Raw genomic sequence first — 19,116 nt, 5'->3', positions numbered from 1 at the left:
TATGCTCGCCCAAATGAGCAGTAAAACTGAGAATTGTGAAGTGACAAAGATAGAACAATCAAGCTATAGCTTTAAGTTAGCTAGCTGGAGTATCGCAGGGCTTGCCCTGTCTTTAGCTGTATCTAAAGCAGGCCTTAGCATCTTTTCAGTGCTTTTACTGCTTGCATTTCTGTCCTTCTGGGTAACCAATCGAGAGCACTTTCGTTTTTCTCAGATGAGCAATTTGACCAAAGCGATACTAGGTTTAATTGTTCTTGGGGCGGTATGCTCGCTGTTTTCCTATGGTGGTGTCGCTAGTCTGAAAGATTATGCCGGTAAAGGCAGTTTGCTTTTAGTCTTGCCTATCAGCCTGCTGTTTCTTCAATATGAAAGCGTGAGGACAAGAGCGTTATATGCTCTCGTTTTGGGTACAATTATAGCGAGTAGCTATTCAATCTACTCATGGTCTCAAGTGTACGCTGCAGGAGCTCAAGGAGCACTGCTTAGAGTCGGCAGTTTTTGGGATATGGGGCGCTGGGGGGAGTTCATTTGTTACTTTCTCGTGTTGATGACACCACTTCTGTTTAGCACCCAATCGAAGGCATCGAAATGGTTGTTTATTGCCGGCTATATATTTGCGATTGTTGCTTTGCTAACGTCGGGGTCTAGAGCGCCGTTACTAGCCACCATTCTGATGACAGGAGTGTATTTCGTCCTGTTTAATCGCCGCTTGCTGGTACCATTTTTAGTGTTATTTGTCGTCTTGATTGGTGTTATTTACCTTTCTGTGCCAACACTCATTGAATATACGATTCTTCGCTTGAAATCGATTTTTGATTTCACAGATAGATCCAATTTAGGCCGTATTAACATATGGATAAACGCATTAGCGTTTTTCCAATACAATCTTACACACGATATTAGGTCAGTATTGTTCGGTAGTGGGTTCGAAAACTTAGAGTCAACGTTCGAAGCGTTTTTACACTCTACGGACCGATACAACGATATGATGACATTATCGAGTGGCGAAGCCTCAACGACTGATCACCATAATGCGTTATTAAATGTGATCAACCGAATGGGGCTAGTATACCTTGTCGGCTTGGCAATCAGCGGATACTACGCAGCGAAAGCCCTGTTGTCTCGAGTGAGACTCTCGCCGAGCAATGTTTGGTACCAGTCTGCTTTATTAGTGGCTATGTCCTACCTGATCTGCGGTATTTTCTACAGCAACGAACTCAACTACCAAACGCTGATGGCCGCCTTTATGTGTGTGCTTGCGGTGCGTTTTGGTGATGCGATATTAAAGAAAGAGAGCCAATCACATGTATAAAGCGTCAGTGATCATTGCCTTTTATAACAACCTTGATGTGCTTTCGGTAGTGCTTAAAGCATTAGAAGGGCAAACCGAGCAAAACTTTGAGGTGATATTGGCTGATGATGGCTCTAGAGCAGAGGTTGTTGAGCAATTACAACAACGAATAGAGGCCTCCCCGCTAAGTATCAAGCATATTTGGCATGAAGATGCAGGGTTTAGAAAGAATCGCTGTTTAAACCTTTGTGTCAAAGCAAGTCAAAGTGATTACCTCATCTTTATTGACGGTGATTGCGTTCCGCAACGACATTTTGTAGAAGATCATTTAAGCGAAGCGAAACTGAACCGCTGTGTGAATGGTAGACGCGCTGACCTATCACCGCGTTGCAGCAAACTGCTGGTGGAATGTGATACTCCCGAGCGCTTTGTTGAGCAGAACTTTGCGACCATGGTATTTGATGGGCTTCGCGGGAAAGGTAAAAACGTAGAGAAGGGCTACCGTATCAAAAATGATTGGTTGCGTAATAAGTTACAAAAGCAAGGCAAAGGCATTGTTGGCTGTAACTTTTCTATTCATAAGCAGGATTTATTACGAATCAATGGCTTTGACATGCGTTATGAGGCGGCGGGTACTGGAGAGGACAGTGATGTCGACTACCGCCTCCAGCTAATAGATGTTGAAATCCACAGTTGTTTTTATAAAGCAACACAAGTCCACATCTACCATAAAGAGCTACCAAGGTTGCCTGTAAATGACGAACTGTTTGCATTGGTTCGAAAAGAGCAGAAAGCCTACACAGACTTTGGCATCGATAGCCTAGACGATGAGTAGTCAGAAAATGATGGGCAGCTAGCTTAGCTCCCCATCATTTCAAGAGTGCGATTGATAGCGCCCTGACTCTGATTTACCACCTGTTTCGCAGAAAGCGCAAGATCGTCGGCGCGCTGAGGGTTTTGTATCAAGGATTCGAGTGTTTGAGCAAGATGGTATTCATCACTGACCACCTCAATCGCGTTAGCACTCAGCATCTGTTCTACAACTTGAGTAAAGTTGAAGTAACTCGACCCAGTGATGCAGGGCACGCCAAGAGCGGCTGGCTCAAGAATGTTATGTCCTCCCACTTTACTTCCAATCAAGCTTCCACCCATAAAGCAGAGATCGCTTGCTGCTAGGTAGGTCATCATCTCACCCATAGTATCGCCTAAGAACACTGACGTGCTGGATAAAACTGGCTGGTGGGTAAGACTCTTCCGCTCGACAGAAAAACCGAACTCAGTGCTAAGTCGTTCGACTTGATTAAAACGCTCTGGGTGGCGAGGTACCAACACCAGCAGAGCATCAGGTTGAACTTTACGCAACGCTTGATGAGCAGACAGTACCTTCTCATCCTCGCCCTCGTGGGTGCTGGCTGCAATCCAAACCAATCTTGAAGCTCCCAGCATTGCTCTCAGTTCGTCACCCTGCACTTTGATATCTGGGTCTACCGTGATATCAAACTTGACCGAGCCGGTGACCGAGACGCGACTTTTATCCACACCTAAGCGAATAAAGCGCTCTGCATCTTCAGCAAACTGACAACACAAGGTATCGATATGCTGAGCGGCTAACCAAAAGAAGGGTCTGACTTTTGCGTAGTTCTGGCAAGAACGTTCAGAGAGGCGAGCATTAATCACAGTAATAGGAATACTGGCATGTTTGACGGTCACAAGCGTGTTCGGCCAAAGCTCTGTCTCTACAATCATGAGCTTGTTGGGTTTAACTCGCTTGATAAATCCTCTTACGGCAAAGGCAAAGTCGAGCGGCATATAGCGATGCTGAGCGATATCAGCGAGTTTGCTCGCTTGCTCGGCACCGGTGGGTGTCGTGGTCGTGATGACAATGGTATGACTTGGATTCGTATTAGCGTAACGGCGAACAAGTGGGCTAACAGCAATCACTTCACCTACCGATACGGCATGAAACCAGATTACAGGCTGGCCTTTGGTTCGCGATATGTCTGGAGTGATACCAAAGTGTTCTTTCCAACGCCCGTCTACACTCGGTTTCCCTTGCTTGCGCTTAAACAAACCATATAGAAATAGCGGGGCAACAAGCGTCAGAACTAAAGTGTAGAGCAGGCGTAGCATCTCAGTTATTGACCTCTTGGAAGCAATTGTTCTTGGTGTAGGTAGCTCTCTACTTGTGACACGTAGTCGCTTTGATAAGAGAACTTAAGACTATCTTGTGAGGCTAAAAGATTGAGTATCAATAAATAGCCAAAGCTTGCGACTAACATGAGGCGCAGCTTGTGTGAATCTGTGAACACTTCAGCAATCTTGCGGGTCACTGAATAACGAGCAACAAAACGAGTGAAGCGGGTTTCAACTGCTTCGGAGCGATTAACTCCCTGAGGTTGATTAGTCAGAAAGCGCAAAATCCCAGACAGAATAGGGATGATAGCAAACGGATAGACCATGATCAGGTGCCAGTAAGAGAAGGTAATAGGGGACAAAGCCGCACTAATCAACACTCCAATGACGGCACTGAATGCATAAAGCTCAATCCAAGATACAGAAGAAATAACATCGTTTGAGCGACGTATCAGCGGTTTGATACGTTGCCAGCACAGCCAGTTTAGACGCGCAGATACCACAACACTGATTCCACCAATCAAGAAAATCAGAGTTTTCCAGAGGCCAAGCGCAGTGACTTTAATCCATTCAATATTGGTAAGCCAATCAAACTCGCCAAACGCAATCACTTTGTTGGAGAACAGCATAGAGCCATAGCGCAGCCAATAAAGCAGAGCTTTTAAAACTGGGTAAACGTGAACTAGGCCATAGCCAAAGTAGCGGTCACTCTCACGAGAGATGGACTCGTTTACAGCATACTCTTGAAAATACGGGATCAGTGAAGCTACTAGGGCAAGCACGGCGGCAATGGCTCCAGCCCAAGATATGTGGCCCATGTTGCGATAGAAGAGATACACCGAAATAACCGCTAGAATTGGCCATGAGTAGTGAAGCTGCATCGCGAGACCGATAGACAACACATGAATAAAGGTGTACCCAAAAGACTTATGCTCACGCATCTTAGTTGCGGACCAAAGATGCATTGCAGCAAATAGACACAAGTAAGAAGGGTTATAGAGCAAGCTGTCGTACAAGAACCAAGGGTTTAGCCAGTACAGAGCTAAAAATAGCAGCCTTGCGAGCTTGTTGTATTCATCTTCAAACGTGTTTTTAATGACGTTATCAAGAAGTATCAGAGAAACAACACGCATTGCTATCAGTAATACCATAGGCGACCAGGGTGAGTCCCAGATAAGCAGAGGTCCCCCTATCAACCAGGTAGATAGTGAGCCTGGTACATTACCCACCGCACTGGCTGCGTTACCAAAGTTTAGCCAGGTGCCTTGATAAGCCCCCAAGTAGCCCTTGTAGAGCATCTGAGTTTGGTCACCAGTGAGAATCTGGTTTTGTGCGTATAGGAAACAAAAACCGAGCCCGATGAAAAAGCCTAACGAATATAGCCAATGAAACGCGCTATCAGCCCTAGAGGTCAACGACATCCTTTTACTCTCTATTATTTATTGTTGAGGAGGTTGTGTGTCCGAGAAGGTCCACACCTTGTGGATAATGTATGTCACGATAGGCAGGATAAACACCACCATGATGACTCGTAAATAGCTGTTGATATCAGAGAAAATCTCGCTGATCCCTTGGGCTACCAGTAATGCACCAAACTGAACCATAAAGAAACGCAGCGCATTCCCCCAGTTTACCGAGTTTTTGAATACCAGCAGTGTTTGTGCAAAATACGAGAAGATAAACGCCAAACTAAAGCCAAACACATTCGCGAGAAATACATTATCTTGGATAAGGTGCAGGTACAAAAAGGCAACAGCAATATGAATAGCGGTAGCAATACCGCCTGTTAATGCAAAGCGAACCAGTCGATACTGTAGCAAACGATCAAGCAGCTGGGTCATGGTCGTCGCCATCGTTGGTTTTTTCTAGCTTGCTTGTCTGTTCGCTGCGATGAATGTTATCAGTCTTCTCGATATAGCTGTCTTCTTCGACAATATAAGTTGGTCGTCGTTTAGATTCCATATAGAGGCGCCCGATATATTCGCCCATCACACCAATACCAATGAGCTGTACGCCACCTAGAAAGAGCATAACGGTAATCAAAGAGGCGTAACCAGGTGCATCGATACCGTAAATCAAGGTTTTCACGACAGTGAAGCTGCCGTAAACAAACGCCAATGCCGAGATAAATGACCCGATGTAAAGCCAAATACGCAGTGGTGCGGTACTAAAACTGGTGATACCGTCGAGGGCAAAGTTCCACAGCTTCCAGCCATTAAAACTGGTCTCACCTGCTTCTCGAGCTTCACGTTTGTACTCAACAACCGAGGTCTTAAAGCCCACCCACGAGAAAATCCCTTTCATAAAGCGCTGATTCTCAGGAAGTAGTTGTATTGCCTTAACGACGCGACGGTTGATAAGACGGTAATCACCCACGTTCTCAGGGATCTCTACCTGAGCAACCGCATTGTGGAATTTGTAGAACAGTTCAGCTGTGAGTTTTTTTGCCCATGTATCGGTACTGCGGTCGACACGCTTTGCTACGACCACGTCAAAGCCTTTTTTCCACTCTCGCAAGAAATCATGAATAAGCTCTGGGGGATCTTGCAGATCCGCATCGATCGGGATCATTACTTCACCGCGAGCGAGGTCGATACCTGCAGTAAGGGCAGCTTCTTTACCGAAGTTACGAGAGAGGTTGACTACGCGAATGCTCGAGTATTGTGTCTGCAGCTCTTTAATCGTGGCGAGTGTATTATCTTTACTGCCATCATTGATGAGGATGATCTCATAGCTGTACGATGTGCTATCCAGTACGGCGCTGATGCGCTCCATAAATAGCCCAACTACCTGCTCCTCGTTGTAGCAAGGGCAAACAATTGAGATTGTAGGGGCGTTAGTCATTGTGTTGGGTCTCCATCGACTCAATGCCATTTAGGCAGTAAATACGTTTTTGTTTTTTCTTAGCTTCAAACATTTCAGTGGCAGTATCGAGCTGTGTTTTTTCTGGATGATACAAATGAAACAAAGCACAACGGCCAAGCATGGTTTGTATTTTCAATCCAAATTGTTCGAGTCGCCAAACTAAATCTGTCTCTTCCATGCCATAACCCTGATAGTCGGCGTCAAAGCCATTTACCTTCAGCAGGGCTTCACGGGGAACAGCAAGATTAGCACCAATTGCCCCTCTTGGCTTACGATTCCAGTACTTTACTATGAAATCGGGGAACCGGATTGCAATTTCGGGGCGTTTTAAATACCCCTTTAATGTTTGAGATAAAAGCCACCATGACTGTTCGATGCTCGCTAATGACACTTTGCCATCTCTTATTAATTGGCTGGCACCGCCGGGTAAATCAACGCGTCGCCCAAAAAACATCGAATCGTATGACATCACGCGTCGATAGTCTGCAATGAAATACTGAGAGGGAATGCAGTCGTTATCGGTCATTACGATGAAGTCGGCAGCAGAACTGGCTATGGCTTTGTTGAGAATCAAGGCTCGGCGGTAGCCATCATCAACCTGCCAGATGTGACGAATGGATAACCCTAGAGCACGATAGACCTCAATCAGTGCTTTGATCTCTGGTCCCGAACCATCATCGGCAATGCACAGTGAAAATGATGAGTCTGTTTGTCGTAAATAACCTTCAAGAGCGATTCGCATATCACGGACATTGTTGTATGTCGTAATGATGACCTCAATAGACTGCAAGGATTTTTGGGTTGTTGCCATAGTAACGCTAGTTTAAACCTGCCGCTTTCAAACCTAGCAGTCCACTCAAGTTACACTAATGCAATTTGAGTCACTACCGGAGGTGCTTAATTACTTGGTCAGACCCCAATTGATTCAAACAGTTCATATGGCCTAGGGGACATTCACGCTTAAAGCATGGTCTGCACTCAATATCGGTATGCACCATAGTCAGCTTGTCGGTTAGCGGTGGCGTGTAATCTGGTGAACTCGAGCCATAGATTGCCACGACGTTTGTCCCTACTGCCGCTGAAATGTGCATCAGACCAGAATCATTGCACACCACGGTATCACAAGCAGCGAGTAGATCGACGGCCTCAATCAATGAGGTAGAACCTGCCAAATTATGACAATAGACTTGTGCCTCTTCGGTTAGTGCCAAGCGAATCTTTTCGGTTACCTCTCTGTCTTTCGCAGAGCCAAATAGCCACACTTGCTGTCCGTTATCTATGGCATGCTGAGCCACTTCTGCATAGTGCTTGTCAGGCCAGCGTTTTGCAGGACCAAACTCAGCACCAGGACACATGCCTATGATAGTGCGGTCACTGGTTAGGTTGAATTTCTCGAAGGTGCTAGCTTGCGCTTGCGTATCGACAACGAGAGTAGGGCGAGGGCAAGATTCAAGTTGAACTTCTTGCTTCATCGCTGATTTGTCACTTGCCAAGGCAACGAACCGCTCAACATAGTATTGGAACAAACGCCTGTCCGGTCGAAGATCCGTCAGTAGGCCATAACGCATCTCACCTTTCCAACCTATTCTATTTGGAATCCCTGCAAAAAACGGGATCAAGGCTGATTTCGCAGAGTTGGGCAGTACGAAGGCGTGAGTATAAGCCTCGGCTTTTAACTCACGCCCAATTCTCCAGCGCCCTTTGAGGTCAAAAGATCCGTGACCAATTGGCATGTCGATAGCACGGTTCACTTCAGGCATGCGTGCAAGGATAGGTCTACACCATGCCGGTGCGAGAACATCAATGGTTGCTTGAGGGTGCTTTATTTTCAGTGCTTTATATAAGCTTTGCGACATTACCATATCGCCCACCCAAGAGGGGCCGATAACAAGAATCTTCATAATTACTAGTCTTTAGTTTTCGCAATGAGCTGCGCGAGTTTTTGTTCTACATCTTGCCAGTCTAGCCCATTTATATCCGGAACTGCATTGATGACAGGCACAGTACTTGTGAGTGCGAGTTCAGAGTTTGGATGCCACTGGGCAAAGTTGGCCGGGTCGTCGTTATAAAACGCGAGCTGCGGGATATTCAAGCCCGAAGCCATATGAACAATGGCCGTGTCGACAGACACCACACACTCAGCCTTGGCTACCAGGCTAGCTACATCGAAGATCGATTTACTGATATCGTAATGTATCGCATCAATATTAAGTTCTGAGATGAACTTTTCAGTCTGCTGAAAGGTCTCTGGTGACGATAATAGTATCACCGGAAGAGACGCATCCTTGTTCTGAATAATCTCAACAAGGCGATGCACAGATGCCGCATTTAATCGGCGTGCACTGCCACTACCATGCGCATTGATGATGGCAAAGCGAGTAAGCTTGTGTACTTCAATAAAACGGGCAGCGGTTTGTTGCGACTCTGGCGTTTTTGGAATCATATAGTGCCGTGGATGTGCCGCTATCCCGAGCTCTTCCAACAAGATAGCGAATCGATCGGCAAAGTGGTGTGTCTGGGTTTTCTCACCAAGCTTGATGTCGATGGTTTTTAGTGAGTCATAAAGGCCAGCGATGTGTTTGGTTTTACACTGCTTTAGAAAGAACAAGTCCTTCATTTTTGGATTCAAGTTAAGGGATACCAAAACATCGCAGGTGCCTATTTCGATACATGCTTTGGTTATTTCTGTGTAACTAGGGCGCTTTTTAAGTGTCACGACCTGGTCAGCACCAAGGTGGTCCAAAAACAACGATTTCATGTTTGGTGTGGTCACCACAGTAATCTTGATGTTTGGGTCGTGGGCTTTGATATCGTCAAAAACAAATGAGGAAACAAAGGTATCACCAAGCTTAGCATCAGTGCGCATGAATACGATGTGCTTGATGTTCGCTTTATCTATTGCGACTGCTGGTCTGGGTTTATCAAACAAGAAAATCCCTAATTGTCGACGGACTTTATCCCTCAACAGCTGTAGGCGAGAAATGAGAAGTCGCATGTTATTGTTTAACCTTTCTGAATAGATAATTGCCGCGAACCTTGCGCCATAAACCAAACGCATCGGTTTTCGGGAAGATGGCGATACGTCGTATCTGGAAGCGATCTTGATGGAATTTTAGTGGGCCCGAGTCAGTTGCTACCGCGTAGGTGTAACCTAATGATCCCGCTAATTGCTTCGACTCTTCATTATGGTCGCCATAAGGGTAGGCAAAAGAGACCATAGGCTTGCCAATAATCGCCTCCAGTTCTTTTTTGTTGTTCTCAATCTCGTGTTTTTGCTGCTCGTAAGACAAGGTACTGAGTCTTGGGTGAGTCAGCGTATGACCACCAATCTCAACATACCCAGAATCCGATAGCTCACGAACCTGCTCAGCATTCATAATATCCAGCTCACGTTCTTTCTGCTCGGTCTCTACATCCCAGCGATTAAAGGTTTCACCCGTCACAACATAAACGGTCGCCTTAAAGCCATACTTTTTCAGTACAGGCAGCATGAGCTCAAGGTTATCAACATAGCCATCATCGACAGTAATCATGATATAGCGTTTGCCTGGCTCTAAACGTCGAATCGTACGACCATCGGCAATGTCTTCAAATGTCAGGGTTTCAAAGCCTTGTTTTTTGAGCATCGCTAGGTGTTTATCGAACATATCGATATGAATGTAAGGCGCAAAGACGTTCTTATCTTCATCCTTATCGATAAAGCGGTGATACATAATCACCGGCATTTCGCGTCTAAGCTTTTCTACATAGGTATCTTGGTACACGCGCTCAACTTGATCGACGATGTTCGTGAGCGTGTAGTTATCGCGAATCACCTGGCTGGTGGCGTCACTACAATGAGGCGTGCTTAAGCCTTTCTCTACCAATGCGGTAATGGTAGAGAAGTCGATATTCATCTCTTTAGCGCCGATATCACCGAAGTTACATGCCATCGCTTTAGCAACATTGGTTTCATCCACAATGCCTACACAGCTAGCTTCACCCACCGCTAACGTCGGTCTGCCACACAGCAAAGATTCCATCGCCACACGGCCAGCACCAATGACAAGGTCCGCTTCACTGAGCATTTTCGGCACGTCATTGGTGTAGCCAACAAAGTTAACCGTTGAGGTGAACTGCTCAAACCGCTCGGTCATTTCAGAGCCAGTAACGACGCGAATATCATACTTAGTCGCATCCAAACATTCATCGAGCAAGCGATAACACAAGTCACCTTTAGGACCCGTTAAACGACCAACAATGGTCACAACCGGTTTGGGATTGGTCGGAGCAGCGGTTTTTTGGAAGCGATCAGTTTCAATACCATTGCGGCTGACTTCCATTTGCTCTAATGGAACATCGAGTTCGTTGTTTAATTGGTCCCGAATAGCTTCACACACTGGAAGAGCTTTATCACCCATCGCATGGAATTTCTTGCGCGAGGCATGCACAGGTTGGCGTCCATGCACCGTCGTCACCATCGGCGTGCCAGTCATCTTACACGCCACATGACAACTCCAGCTCGATGCTCGAGAGTGAGCATGCACCAGTTGGATATTGTGCTTTTTAATCAAATAAACCAAATACCCCACATGCCAAAAACGACGAGGCACACTGCGCTTATTAAACCGCAGCGAAAAAAACTCACCATCGTGAGGCTTAGTCAGGGTATCAGAGACATAAAACACATTATGACCCCGAGCCGTCAGTTCATTACCCACCGTAGTAGCGTAAACCTCAGCCCCAGTCACTTCGAGCTGGGACAGGGCCATAAGAATGTTCATTATGATTTGTCTCTTTTAATTACTTGATTACGCACTTATCCCTGTCATCCCTACTTAATCTCATCATACTCGCTTATTTTCCGTCATCCTCAAGAAAGTGAGGATCTCCCAAAGCGCACTCCGCCCTCAACAACTACACCACAATCCCAGCGCAATTACCTTCATCACGCGCTTCACAAGATCTCCTTTTTCAAGGAGATGACGTAGTTGGGGAGATTGTCTGTGTCGTTTTGGAAGCAATACACTAAAAAACATACCGCCATCTTCACCTATTCCCATCATCCTCACTTATCCCCGTCATCCTCACGAAAGTGAGGATCTCCCAAAGCGCACTCCGTCTTTAACAATTACGCCACAATCCCAGCGCAATTACCTTCATCACGCGCCTCATGAGATCCCCTTTTCCAAGGGGATGACGCAGTAGGGGGGGATAGTGTCTTTGTCGTTTTGGAAGCAATACACTAAAAAACATACCGCTATCTTAACCTATCCCCGTCATCCTCACGAAAGTGAGGATCTCCCAAAGCGCACTCCGGACTCAACAACTACGCCACAATCCCAGCGCAACTACCTTCTTCGCGCGCCTTATAGGATCCCCTTTTTCAAGGGGATGACGTAAATGGGGGATGACGCAAACAGAGGACACTACTAGTGAAAGCTAACGCCAGTAAAAGAACGGTATACGCAACACCATTCTACCTATCACCCATTAACAATCGCCAAATACTCCGCCACGCCTTCAGCAACCGTCTTAAACTCAACATCACACCCAGCCGCACGCAAATTTGTCAAATCCGCCTGAGTAAACTCCTGATAAGCACCCTTCAAATGATCCGGGAACGGAATATTCTCAATCACACCCTTACCATGATGCTTAATCACTGCACTTGCCACAGCCTCAAAGCTCTCAGCATTACCCGTACCACAGTTAAAGATGCCAGAAACGCCATTATCCATGAACCAAAGGTTCACTTTCGCCACGTCACCCACATAAACAAAATCACGAATAAAGTGCTCACTACCCGCGAACAACTTCGGATTCTCACCCGCATTCATCTGATTATTCAAATGGAACGCAACCGACGCCATGCTGCCTTTATGCTGCTCACGAGGACCATAAACATTAAAGTAACGGAATCCCGTCACCTGCGACAGCGTCTCACCATGCGCCTCAGCATCCGCCCACAAACGGCGAACATAATTATCGAACTGCTGCTTAGAATAACCATAAACATTCAGCGCGCCTTCATACTCACGCTCTTCCTTAAATACCGTCGTCTCACCATAAGTCGCAGCCGAAGAAGCGTACAAGAACGGAATTTCACGATCCAGACAGTAATGAAGCAACTCTTTAGAATACTCATAGTTATTGAGCATCACATACTTGCCATCCCACTCAGTTGTCGCCGAACAAGCGCCTTCATGGAACACCGCCTCAATCGGCCCAAAGTCATCACCCGCCATAATCTGCGTCAGGAAGTCATCACGGTCCATGTAATCTGTGATATCAAGGTCTACTAAGTTTTTGAACTTGCGTCCATTTTTAAGATTGTCTACCACCAGAATATCATTCAAGCCAGCCTCATTAAGCGCCTTGATAATATTGCTGCCAATCATGCCAGCACCACCAGTTACAATGATCATAAAAACTCTTCCAATTTGAATAGGATAATGGATTGAGTATATAAGATTTTGGGGGACTGGGTAAGAGCTTGGTAGAGAATGAACCTCGGTCTTTGGTCCTCGGGTTTAAGAGCGGGGGCTTTTGTTTTTGGTGCTATTTGGATACGGTGAATAATTGTCTCTCGAAAAATGAAAACTAAGATCCTCCCTTCCAAACCAACATTCCCCTTCAACTCAAACACCGAGAACCGGTCTCCCCACACCTAGGACCAAGGACCGCCTTTTCCCAGGACCGCTCTTAGAACCGTGACAACCTGCTCAAAAACTACCTTTTGTCAGCAAACTGTAAAAAAAATCTCATTTACAACGCTTTATACAATGGACTAACATTGAAAGTCAGTGTGTTCAACTAGATGCACTGAATTATCGATAATTGAGTAAAAAGGATATAACCATGAAAAAAATCGCACTAATCATGGCGATTGCAGCGGGTCTTTCTGCACCAGCGTTTGCTGAAGCAGAAGGCGCAGCAGCTGGCGCGAGTGCTGGTGGTGCTGCGGCTGGTGGTGCTGTGACTGGCGCTGTTGCCGTTGGTGCAGCAGCAGCGGTAGCGGTAGTTGCAGTAGCGTCTTCAGAAGATTCTACAGCGACAACCACGACAGTTACGGCTGGCCAGTAACCGTCATTTAGACAAGCTTCTTTCACGCTTTAGTAGTGAAAGAAGCTTTGTTTTTAATGCACAGAAAATAATGAAGTGCTCTCGATTTTTGATTCGAAGAGACAAAACTCAGTTTATCGCGGAATGTTGTATTGAAGCTCAAACTTACCCTTCTAGCTGGAGCCTTGCTCGCACTTAGTGGCTGTTCACAGCGCTTTCAAGATGTTAATTCAACGCTATCCGAAGCTTTCTTAGGAGCAGACGATGTTGTGATGACTGCAGAGCAAATTAAAGAACTCCCATACGCTAGCGCCTACCTTCGTATTAACGATGGCGCCCAAATCTTTGTTGTGCTTGCATTCGCAGAACCCAATCCCGCGACAGGAAAAACCCAGTACAAGTGGATGTCCTCAGACCGAGCCATGTTCATCTTCGAAGATGGAAGGCTGGTGAAAACCATCGGTTTATATGACAACAATCTACAAGGTATTACGCATACTCAGATTACAAACTCGTCTTGGTCAGTAAACTACGACTGGATGCCAGACTATCGGTATGGCTATCAAGGAACGCTTGTCCGAACTGAAGATACCCTAGAGCAAGTAAACACACCTATAGCAAGCTATCAGACCCAAAACTACACAGAGCAAGTTCGCTTTGACGCCATCGATGCAACTATCACCAATCAATATTGGCGAGACACAAAGTCAAACAGAGTAGTCAAGTCGATAAATTACGTAGGCCCAGATATGGCAAAAGTAGAATTCACCGTATTAAAGCGCCCTTCGATGTAAGCGTCGTAACGAAAGCTTTTAGATCCAACAAGGAAAAGAATAATGATACACGGATGGCTAAAAAGACGTTGTTCTGCACTACTACTTGCCTGTCCCTTTTTTGCAGTCAGCGCTGAGCTATCGGTGTTACTCCCAGAGCAGTCTGTTCGTTTGGAATATTCCCAACCTACACGCCTCGAAACCGTATTAAGAGACACCCATTCACAAGCTCTAAAGAATCGAACCTCTCTAGATAGCGTTCAAGCCCAACTATTTTCATTAAGTAAACAATCAATAATTGAAAACCAGGTTGATGAGCTCGTTAAGAAACTAGAATCACTGCAGCAACAAGAGCCGGAAATTGGTGCCAATTACCTTTTAGAACAGATCCAACAATTCAGTTTCAAGTATCGAGAGTTTACTTCACTCGACTACGATGTTGTGCAATCACAGCATGAAGGCAACCCATTATTAACAGGTAACTACGAACTAAATATTGGTCCAAGGAACAATCAAGTCATCTTCATGGGAGCGATTAACAAGATAGAGGAAACTCCTCACCGCGCTCAATGGTTCTTAGCCGATTACTTTAAATCAATGGGACATATACGGCTAAAATCAGCAAGCGAAAGCATCGCTTGGGTTATTCAACCTGATGGGAACATTCAGCAAACCGATTATGGTTTATGGAATTTCAAACCTCACTTCATAGCACCAGGCGCTATCGTTTATGTCCCTACTAAGTCCCTGCCCTCTGAATTTGAATCACTCAACAAGGATTACGTTGAGCTGCTGCGTCACAAGGTAAAAAACAATGAATAATACGATGACACCTTCACTGATAGCTGCAGCCGTCACGCTAGCGTTAACGGCCACCGCAAAAGCCGATGCTTTCAAACCAGCAACGCTAACCCCCTCTCAATCTGATTTTGGTGGCGTTGGATTAATGCAAATGCCAACAGGTCGAATGGCGGCCGAGGGTGAGTTTAGCTTTAACGGTGACTGGAATGAGCATTACCACAAGTACAATATCAGCTTACAGGTGATGCCATGGCTCGAAACTACGATTCGCTACACACTAGTCCAAGATTTGCTATACAGTAACGACCCAAGCTTTAGCGGCGACACCAAATACACAGACAAAGGTATTGACCTAAAATTTCGCTTACTGAAAGAAGGCGATTACTTACCTGAAACATCGATCGGTTTGCGTGATTTCGGCGGTACAGGTTTGTTTGATGGGGAGTTTATCGCTGCGACCAAACGATTTGGAAACTTAGACTTTACCTTAGGTATGGGCTGGGGATACCTAGGTACTCGTGACAATATCGTTAATCCTTTTTGCAAAATTAGTGATGGCTACTGCACGCGCCCTTCAGATTTGAAAGGCAGTGGTGGGATGGTCGACTACGAGCGCTGGTTTAAAGGACCAGCAGCATTATTCGGTGGTATTGAATACCAAACACCTTGGCAACCACTCCGTTTTAAACTTGAATATGATTCTAATGACTATTCTCAAGACTTTCCTGTAGTGAGAGCGGGTGTTGATATGACCCCCTCAACACCGTGGAACGTTGGTGCTCTTTATCAATTAGGCAATTGGGGCGACATTCGAGCAAGTTATCAGAGAGGCAACGCTGTCGCACTTGGCGTCACATTGCGCACTAATTTTAATGACGCAAAATCGTATTGGTTGGACGAACCAAAACCTGAACTACGCCCAACTGAAACGTCGGACAACATAGCGGCGGTTGATTGGGACAAAATTGCAGGCGAACTGAGCAAGAATGCCGGTTATGATGACGTTGCAATAAAACGCAGCGGTTCATCAGTAACTATAATCGGTAAGCAAACGAAGTACCGAGATCGAGCAGAAGCACGTGAACGCGCTGCAAGAGTACTTGCCAGCGAGCTGCCACCAGAGATTTCCTCATACAAAATCATTGAAACTAACCTCAATCAGCCTCAAACAGAGACGCAAATAGATGTTGAAGCTTTCAAGCAGATCGCCATTGAGCAACCGATAGATCGCGAAGTTACCGATGCAATGGTAGAAACTGAACTAGCTAGCGATAGCAACGGCTCAACAGAATACGATGGCTTTAACCGTTTTGACTACTCCTTCAGGCCAACCCTCGCACAGTCGATCGGCTCCGCTGAAAATTTCTACCTATATGAAATCGGTATCGATGGCAGCGCTGAAATGTGGACGACTAAAAATTTAAATCTATCGGGTACAGTGCATCTTAATTTGCTAGATAATTACGATAAGTTTAACTATATCGTCCCACCGGATGGCACTAATGTTCCGAGGGTAAGGACACTATTCAGAGCTTACGTATCTGACAACACGCTTTGGGTGAAAAACCTTCAAGCAACCTATTTCCAAGAATTTGGCAATGGCTTCTATGGTCAAGTCTATGGGGGCTACCTAGAGACGATGTTTGCAGGCGCGGGCGGTGAACTCCTTTATCGGCCCCTAAATAAAAACTGGGCCATTGGTGCTGACGTAAACATAGTGTCACAGCGCGACCCAAGAAGTCCATTTGGCGTTTTTGATGAAGAAGACCAATCGATACCCGAATTTGGACGCCCATTTAAAGTAGTAACGAAAGGAACGACAGGCTTCTTAACCGGTTATTACATGCCGCAGTGGTCATTCATCGACAATACTTTACTAAAAGTGGGTGTTGGTAAGTTTTTGGCAGGAGACTTAGGTACTCGAATAGATTTCTCAAAGCAGTTTAAGAGTGGTGTTATAGCTGGAGCTTACGCCAGCTTTACCGACCTTAGCTCAGAAGAGTTCGGAGAAGGCAGCTTTACCAAAGGCTTCTATGTCTCTATTCCATTTGACATCATGACCGTCAAACCAAGCGCAAATCGAGCTAGCTTTAACTGGCAGCCAATAACGCGAGATGGTGGGCAGATGCTTGGCCGTAAATACGAGCTGTTTAGCGTGACTGATGCTCGATCCCCTTGGCTGCAAAGACCTTCTTCTAACTAGCAATACAAATCCTTACAGGACTGTCAGTGAAAATATTTTATGCTGACAGTCCTGTGATCTGTGCCACGTTTTGGGGGCTGAAAGTCCTTGGGTTTTAGGCGTAATTCCGGAATAATATTACCAAAATGACTGTTGCTTCACAGAGTGCTTAAAGCACCACTGCGACAGTATAAGATAAATGGTTACCAACCCTAAACGCAGCATAGCGTTAAAGCGATTTGGCTTAAAACAAATAGTCGCGAGGGGTTGGAATACACATCAATATGTCAGTTAACCATACCTATCTGCTAATGACGTTAACGTCATGCGACATGCGTGATATCACGCTATCGAGACGTGCCAAAAACCATCATAGATACCATATCGCAATACGAGACGAGTTGCTTGTAATGCTTTTTTCTATGTGGATAATGCAATGACTCAAAAAATGGTAAGTTTCTTACAAGTTTTTGAGTAAAGATAGAGCTTTCAAAAGAAAAAATACGTCAATTGAGTGTGACATTTTAGTTTCATATTCATGATATAAAGTACGTGCCTCGGTAATTATTTACTTAAATGTAACGTTGCCAGTCGTGTTACGAAAAAACTCGCTTAAGGATGCGCAATAGGGTTAAGCGCAACACGACCAAAGGGCGGTAGCGTATTAAAACTAGGCGATCTAGTGCCCAAATTGGTAAGTAAATGATATTCACACCTTGACCCTCGCTCTTAACAAAAGAAAAATACTCACTAGCATTCACTCTCAGGGACCGGGACGAGTAAACTCGGACCAAAACTAGGAACTGGCTTCAAATACCCATGAACAATCTTAAAAAATTGACTATTGCCACTCTGCTTCCACTAGCGATTGCAGGGTGTACTTTACCTGGTGGTCACATCTCGACCAGTGATAAAAATGTTGTGCAAGCGGAAGGCGAAACTACAGACCTTTCTAAGCTCGTTAATGTTTATCCTCTTACTCCTGAACGTGTTGCTTCATTCAAATCGCCAGAGCCTGTTGCTCAATCAAACCCGACGTTAGATCTTGAGATTGCCAAGTACCAGTATAAAGTCGGTCCGGGTGACATCCTTAATGTGACCATTTGGGACCACCCCGAGCTCACGATTCCTGCGGGTTCTTATCGTAGCTCTGCAGAGGCGGGTAATTGGGTGAATGCTGACGGAACCATCTTTTATCCATACATTGGCCTAGTGCATGTCGAGGGCAAAACTGTTCGTGAAATCCGTATGGAGATGACAAAGCGTCTCGAACGGTATATCGAGAGCCCACAAGTTGATGTAAACGTGGCTTCATTTCGTTCAAAAAAAGTCTACGTAACAGGAGAGGTTGGCTCTCCAGGGCAACGTGCGGTCACCAACATCCCAATGACATTGCTCGATGCTGTAAACCAAGCTGGTGGGCTTGAGGAGCATGCAGATTGGCGAAACGTCACTCTAACTCGTAACGGTATCGAAGAGCGTATCTCCCTATATGCGTTAATGCAAAAAGGCGACCTACAGCAAAACCGCCTAATGCAACCAGGCGATATCATCCACGTGCCACGCAACGACGCGCAAAAAGTGTTTGTAATGGGTGAGGTTGGCGACCCACAAACCCTAAAAATGGAACGCAACGGCATGAGCCTAACTGAAGCATTAAGTTCAGTAGGTGGCATCAATGAAGTCGCAGCCGAAGCAACGGGTATCTTTGTCATCCGCCCAACCCGCGGCAGTGAAACCGACAAAATCGCCAGCATCTACCAACTCAACATGCAAGACGCCACAGCTTTGTTCTTAGGCACAGAGTTCGAACTAGAACCATACGACGTTGTCTACGTTACTGCCACACCACTAGCTCGCTGGAATCGCTTAATGACGCAGTTACTACCAACGCTAACGGGGCTTAAGAATATTGGTGATGCGGGTAATTCATATAGGGGTTGGAACAACTAAAGGATTTAAGCGGTTCTATGGCCTTATGGCAGGCCATAGAACCATAGAACCATAGAACCACAGGACCGCTTTTA

General features: G+C 45.7%; 16 protein-coding genes. 7 read left to right on the top strand and 9 right to left on the bottom strand.

What is annotated here, in order from left to right; translation table 11 throughout:
• Positions 1 to 40: 40 nt before the first annotated feature.
• Together J4N45_RS17705 and J4N45_RS17700 are read left to right on the top strand one after the other, a co-directional pair.
• Positions 41 to 1,312 (top strand): O-antigen ligase family protein, encoded by a 1,272-nt coding sequence (locus tag J4N45_RS17705; protein WP_252012859.1) that lies wholly within the window; start codon positions 41 to 43, stop codon positions 1,310 to 1,312.
• The gene (locus J4N45_RS17700; RefSeq protein ID WP_252012858.1) at positions 1,305 to 2,126 is read left to right on the top strand and encodes a glycosyltransferase; all 822 of its coding nucleotides are present in this window, start codon (positions 1,305 to 1,307) and stop codon (positions 2,124 to 2,126) included. The genes J4N45_RS17705 and J4N45_RS17700 overlap by 8 nt, the downstream gene beginning before the upstream one ends.
• Positions 2,127 to 2,149: 23 nt before the next feature.
• Here the strand turns inward: J4N45_RS17700 and waaA are convergent, their stop codons facing one another.
• From waaA to rfaD, 9 genes are all read right to left on the bottom strand, one after another.
• On the bottom strand, positions 2,150 to 3,421 hold the full coding sequence (waaA, locus tag J4N45_RS17695) for a lipid IV(A) 3-deoxy-D-manno-octulosonic acid transferase (RefSeq protein WP_252012857.1): 1,272 nt from the start codon (positions 3,419 to 3,421) through the stop codon (positions 2,150 to 2,152).
• Between the two features lie 5 nt (positions 3,422 to 3,426).
• Positions 3,427 to 4,845 carry a 3-deoxy-D-manno-octulosonic acid transferase gene (locus tag J4N45_RS17690; RefSeq protein ID WP_252012856.1) on the bottom strand — a complete coding sequence of 473 codons (1,419 nt, stop codon included), beginning with the start codon at positions 4,843 to 4,845 and terminating at the stop codon, positions 3,427 to 3,429.
• Positions 4,846 to 4,863: 18 nt separating this feature from the next.
• Positions 4,864 to 5,265: a GtrA family protein gene (locus tag J4N45_RS17685; RefSeq protein WP_252012854.1), complete on the bottom strand. Its 402-nt coding sequence runs from the start codon at positions 5,263 to 5,265 to the stop codon at positions 4,864 to 4,866.
• Positions 5,249 to 6,268, bottom strand: a complete 1,020-nt coding sequence (locus J4N45_RS17680; protein WP_252012852.1) for a glycosyltransferase family 2 protein — start codon at positions 6,266 to 6,268, stop codon at positions 5,249 to 5,251. The genes J4N45_RS17685 and J4N45_RS17680 overlap by 17 nt, the downstream gene beginning before the upstream one ends.
• Positions 6,261 to 7,100 carry a glycosyltransferase gene (locus J4N45_RS17675; protein ID WP_252012851.1) on the bottom strand — a complete coding sequence of 280 codons (840 nt, stop codon included), beginning with the start codon at positions 7,098 to 7,100 and terminating at the stop codon, positions 6,261 to 6,263. The genes J4N45_RS17680 and J4N45_RS17675 overlap by 8 nt, the downstream gene beginning before the upstream one ends.
• A gap of 73 nt (positions 7,101 to 7,173) precedes the next feature.
• A complete protein-coding gene (waaF, locus tag J4N45_RS17670) occupies positions 7,174 to 8,190 on the bottom strand; it encodes a lipopolysaccharide heptosyltransferase II (protein WP_252012850.1) in 1,017 nt (338 codons plus the stop codon).
• 5 nt (positions 8,191 to 8,195) lie between these two features.
• Entirely contained in the window at positions 8,196 to 9,284 is a 1,089-nt protein-coding gene (locus J4N45_RS17665; protein WP_252012848.1) for a glycosyltransferase family 9 protein, read from the bottom strand.
• A gap of 1 nt (position 9,285) precedes the next feature.
• Positions 9,286 to 11,052 (bottom strand): bifunctional glycosyltransferase family 4 protein/polysaccharide deacetylase, encoded by a 1,767-nt coding sequence (locus J4N45_RS17660; RefSeq protein ID WP_252012847.1) that lies wholly within the window; start codon positions 11,050 to 11,052, stop codon positions 9,286 to 9,288.
• A 702-nt stretch (positions 11,053 to 11,754) separates the two neighbouring features.
• Positions 11,755 to 12,696: an ADP-glyceromanno-heptose 6-epimerase gene (gene rfaD / locus J4N45_RS17655; RefSeq protein ID WP_252012845.1), complete on the bottom strand. Its 942-nt coding sequence runs from the start codon at positions 12,694 to 12,696 to the stop codon at positions 11,755 to 11,757.
• Between the two features lie 433 nt (positions 12,697 to 13,129).
• Here rfaD and J4N45_RS17650 point away from each other — a divergent pair, with 433 nt between their 5' ends.
• From J4N45_RS17650 to J4N45_RS17630, 5 genes are all read left to right on the top strand, one after another.
• Positions 13,130 to 13,354: a hypothetical protein gene (locus J4N45_RS17650; protein WP_252012844.1), complete on the top strand. Its 225-nt coding sequence runs from the start codon at positions 13,130 to 13,132 to the stop codon at positions 13,352 to 13,354.
• Positions 13,355 to 13,485: 131 nt separating this feature from the next.
• Entirely contained in the window at positions 13,486 to 14,127 is a 642-nt protein-coding gene (locus J4N45_RS17645; protein WP_252012843.1) for a YjbF family lipoprotein, read from the top strand.
• A 42-nt stretch (positions 14,128 to 14,169) separates the two neighbouring features.
• Positions 14,170 to 14,928, top strand: a complete 759-nt coding sequence (locus J4N45_RS17640; protein ID WP_252012842.1) for a capsule biosynthesis GfcC family protein — start codon at positions 14,170 to 14,172, stop codon at positions 14,926 to 14,928.
• Positions 14,921 to 17,110: a YjbH domain-containing protein gene (locus tag J4N45_RS17635; protein WP_252012841.1), complete on the top strand. Its 2,190-nt coding sequence runs from the start codon at positions 14,921 to 14,923 to the stop codon at positions 17,108 to 17,110. Before J4N45_RS17640 ends, J4N45_RS17635 begins: the two co-directional genes overlap by 8 nt.
• Before the next feature lie 798 nt (positions 17,111 to 17,908).
• Entirely contained in the window at positions 17,909 to 19,042 is a 1,134-nt protein-coding gene (locus tag J4N45_RS17630) for a polysaccharide export protein (RefSeq protein WP_252012840.1), read from the top strand.
• Positions 19,043 to 19,116: the final 74 nt, after the last annotated feature.

The organism is Vibrio sp. SCSIO 43140, from assembly GCF_023716585.1.
Taxonomy (GTDB): Bacteria; Pseudomonadota; Gammaproteobacteria; order Enterobacterales; family Vibrionaceae; genus Vibrio; species Vibrio maritimus_B.
The sequence above is the reverse complement of the archived record's forward strand: the minus strand, read 5'-3'. Positions and strand labels throughout refer to the sequence as shown.

Excerpts from the sequence above, each read along its gene's own strand:
- J4N45_RS17700 (WP_252012858.1), top strand. The coding sequence starts at position 1,305 with ATGTATAAAGCGTCAGTGATCATTGCCTTTTATAACAACCTTGATGTG.
- waaA (WP_252012857.1), bottom strand. The coding sequence starts at position 3,421 with ATGCTACGCCTGCTCTACACTTTAGTTCTGACGCTTGTTGCCCCGCTA.
- J4N45_RS17690 (WP_252012856.1), bottom strand. The coding sequence starts at position 4,845 with ATGTCGTTGACCTCTAGGGCTGATAGCGCGTTTCATTGGCTATATTCG.
- J4N45_RS17685 (WP_252012854.1), bottom strand. The coding sequence starts at position 5,265 with ATGACCCAGCTGCTTGATCGTTTGCTACAGTATCGACTGGTTCGCTTT.
- J4N45_RS17680 (WP_252012852.1), bottom strand. The coding sequence starts at position 6,268 with ATGACTAACGCCCCTACAATCTCAATTGTTTGCCCTTGCTACAACGAG.
- J4N45_RS17675 (WP_252012851.1), bottom strand. The coding sequence starts at position 7,100 with ATGGCAACAACCCAAAAATCCTTGCAGTCTATTGAGGTCATCATTACG.
- waaF (WP_252012850.1), bottom strand. The coding sequence starts at position 8,190 with ATGAAGATTCTTGTTATCGGCCCCTCTTGGGTGGGCGATATGGTAATG.
- J4N45_RS17665 (WP_252012848.1), bottom strand. The coding sequence starts at position 9,284 with ATGCGACTTCTCATTTCTCGCCTACAGCTGTTGAGGGATAAAGTCCGT.
- J4N45_RS17660 (WP_252012847.1), bottom strand. The coding sequence starts at position 11,052 with ATGAACATTCTTATGGCCCTGTCCCAGCTCGAAGTGACTGGGGCTGAG.
- rfaD (WP_252012845.1), bottom strand. The coding sequence starts at position 12,696 with ATGATCATTGTAACTGGTGGTGCTGGCATGATTGGCAGCAATATTATC.
- J4N45_RS17650 (WP_252012844.1), top strand. The coding sequence starts at position 13,130 with ATGAAAAAAATCGCACTAATCATGGCGATTGCAGCGGGTCTTTCTGCA.
- J4N45_RS17640 (WP_252012842.1), top strand. The coding sequence starts at position 14,170 with ATGATACACGGATGGCTAAAAAGACGTTGTTCTGCACTACTACTTGCC.
- J4N45_RS17635 (WP_252012841.1), top strand. The coding sequence starts at position 14,921 with ATGAATAATACGATGACACCTTCACTGATAGCTGCAGCCGTCACGCTA.
- J4N45_RS17630 (WP_252012840.1), top strand. The coding sequence starts at position 17,909 with ATGAACAATCTTAAAAAATTGACTATTGCCACTCTGCTTCCACTAGCG.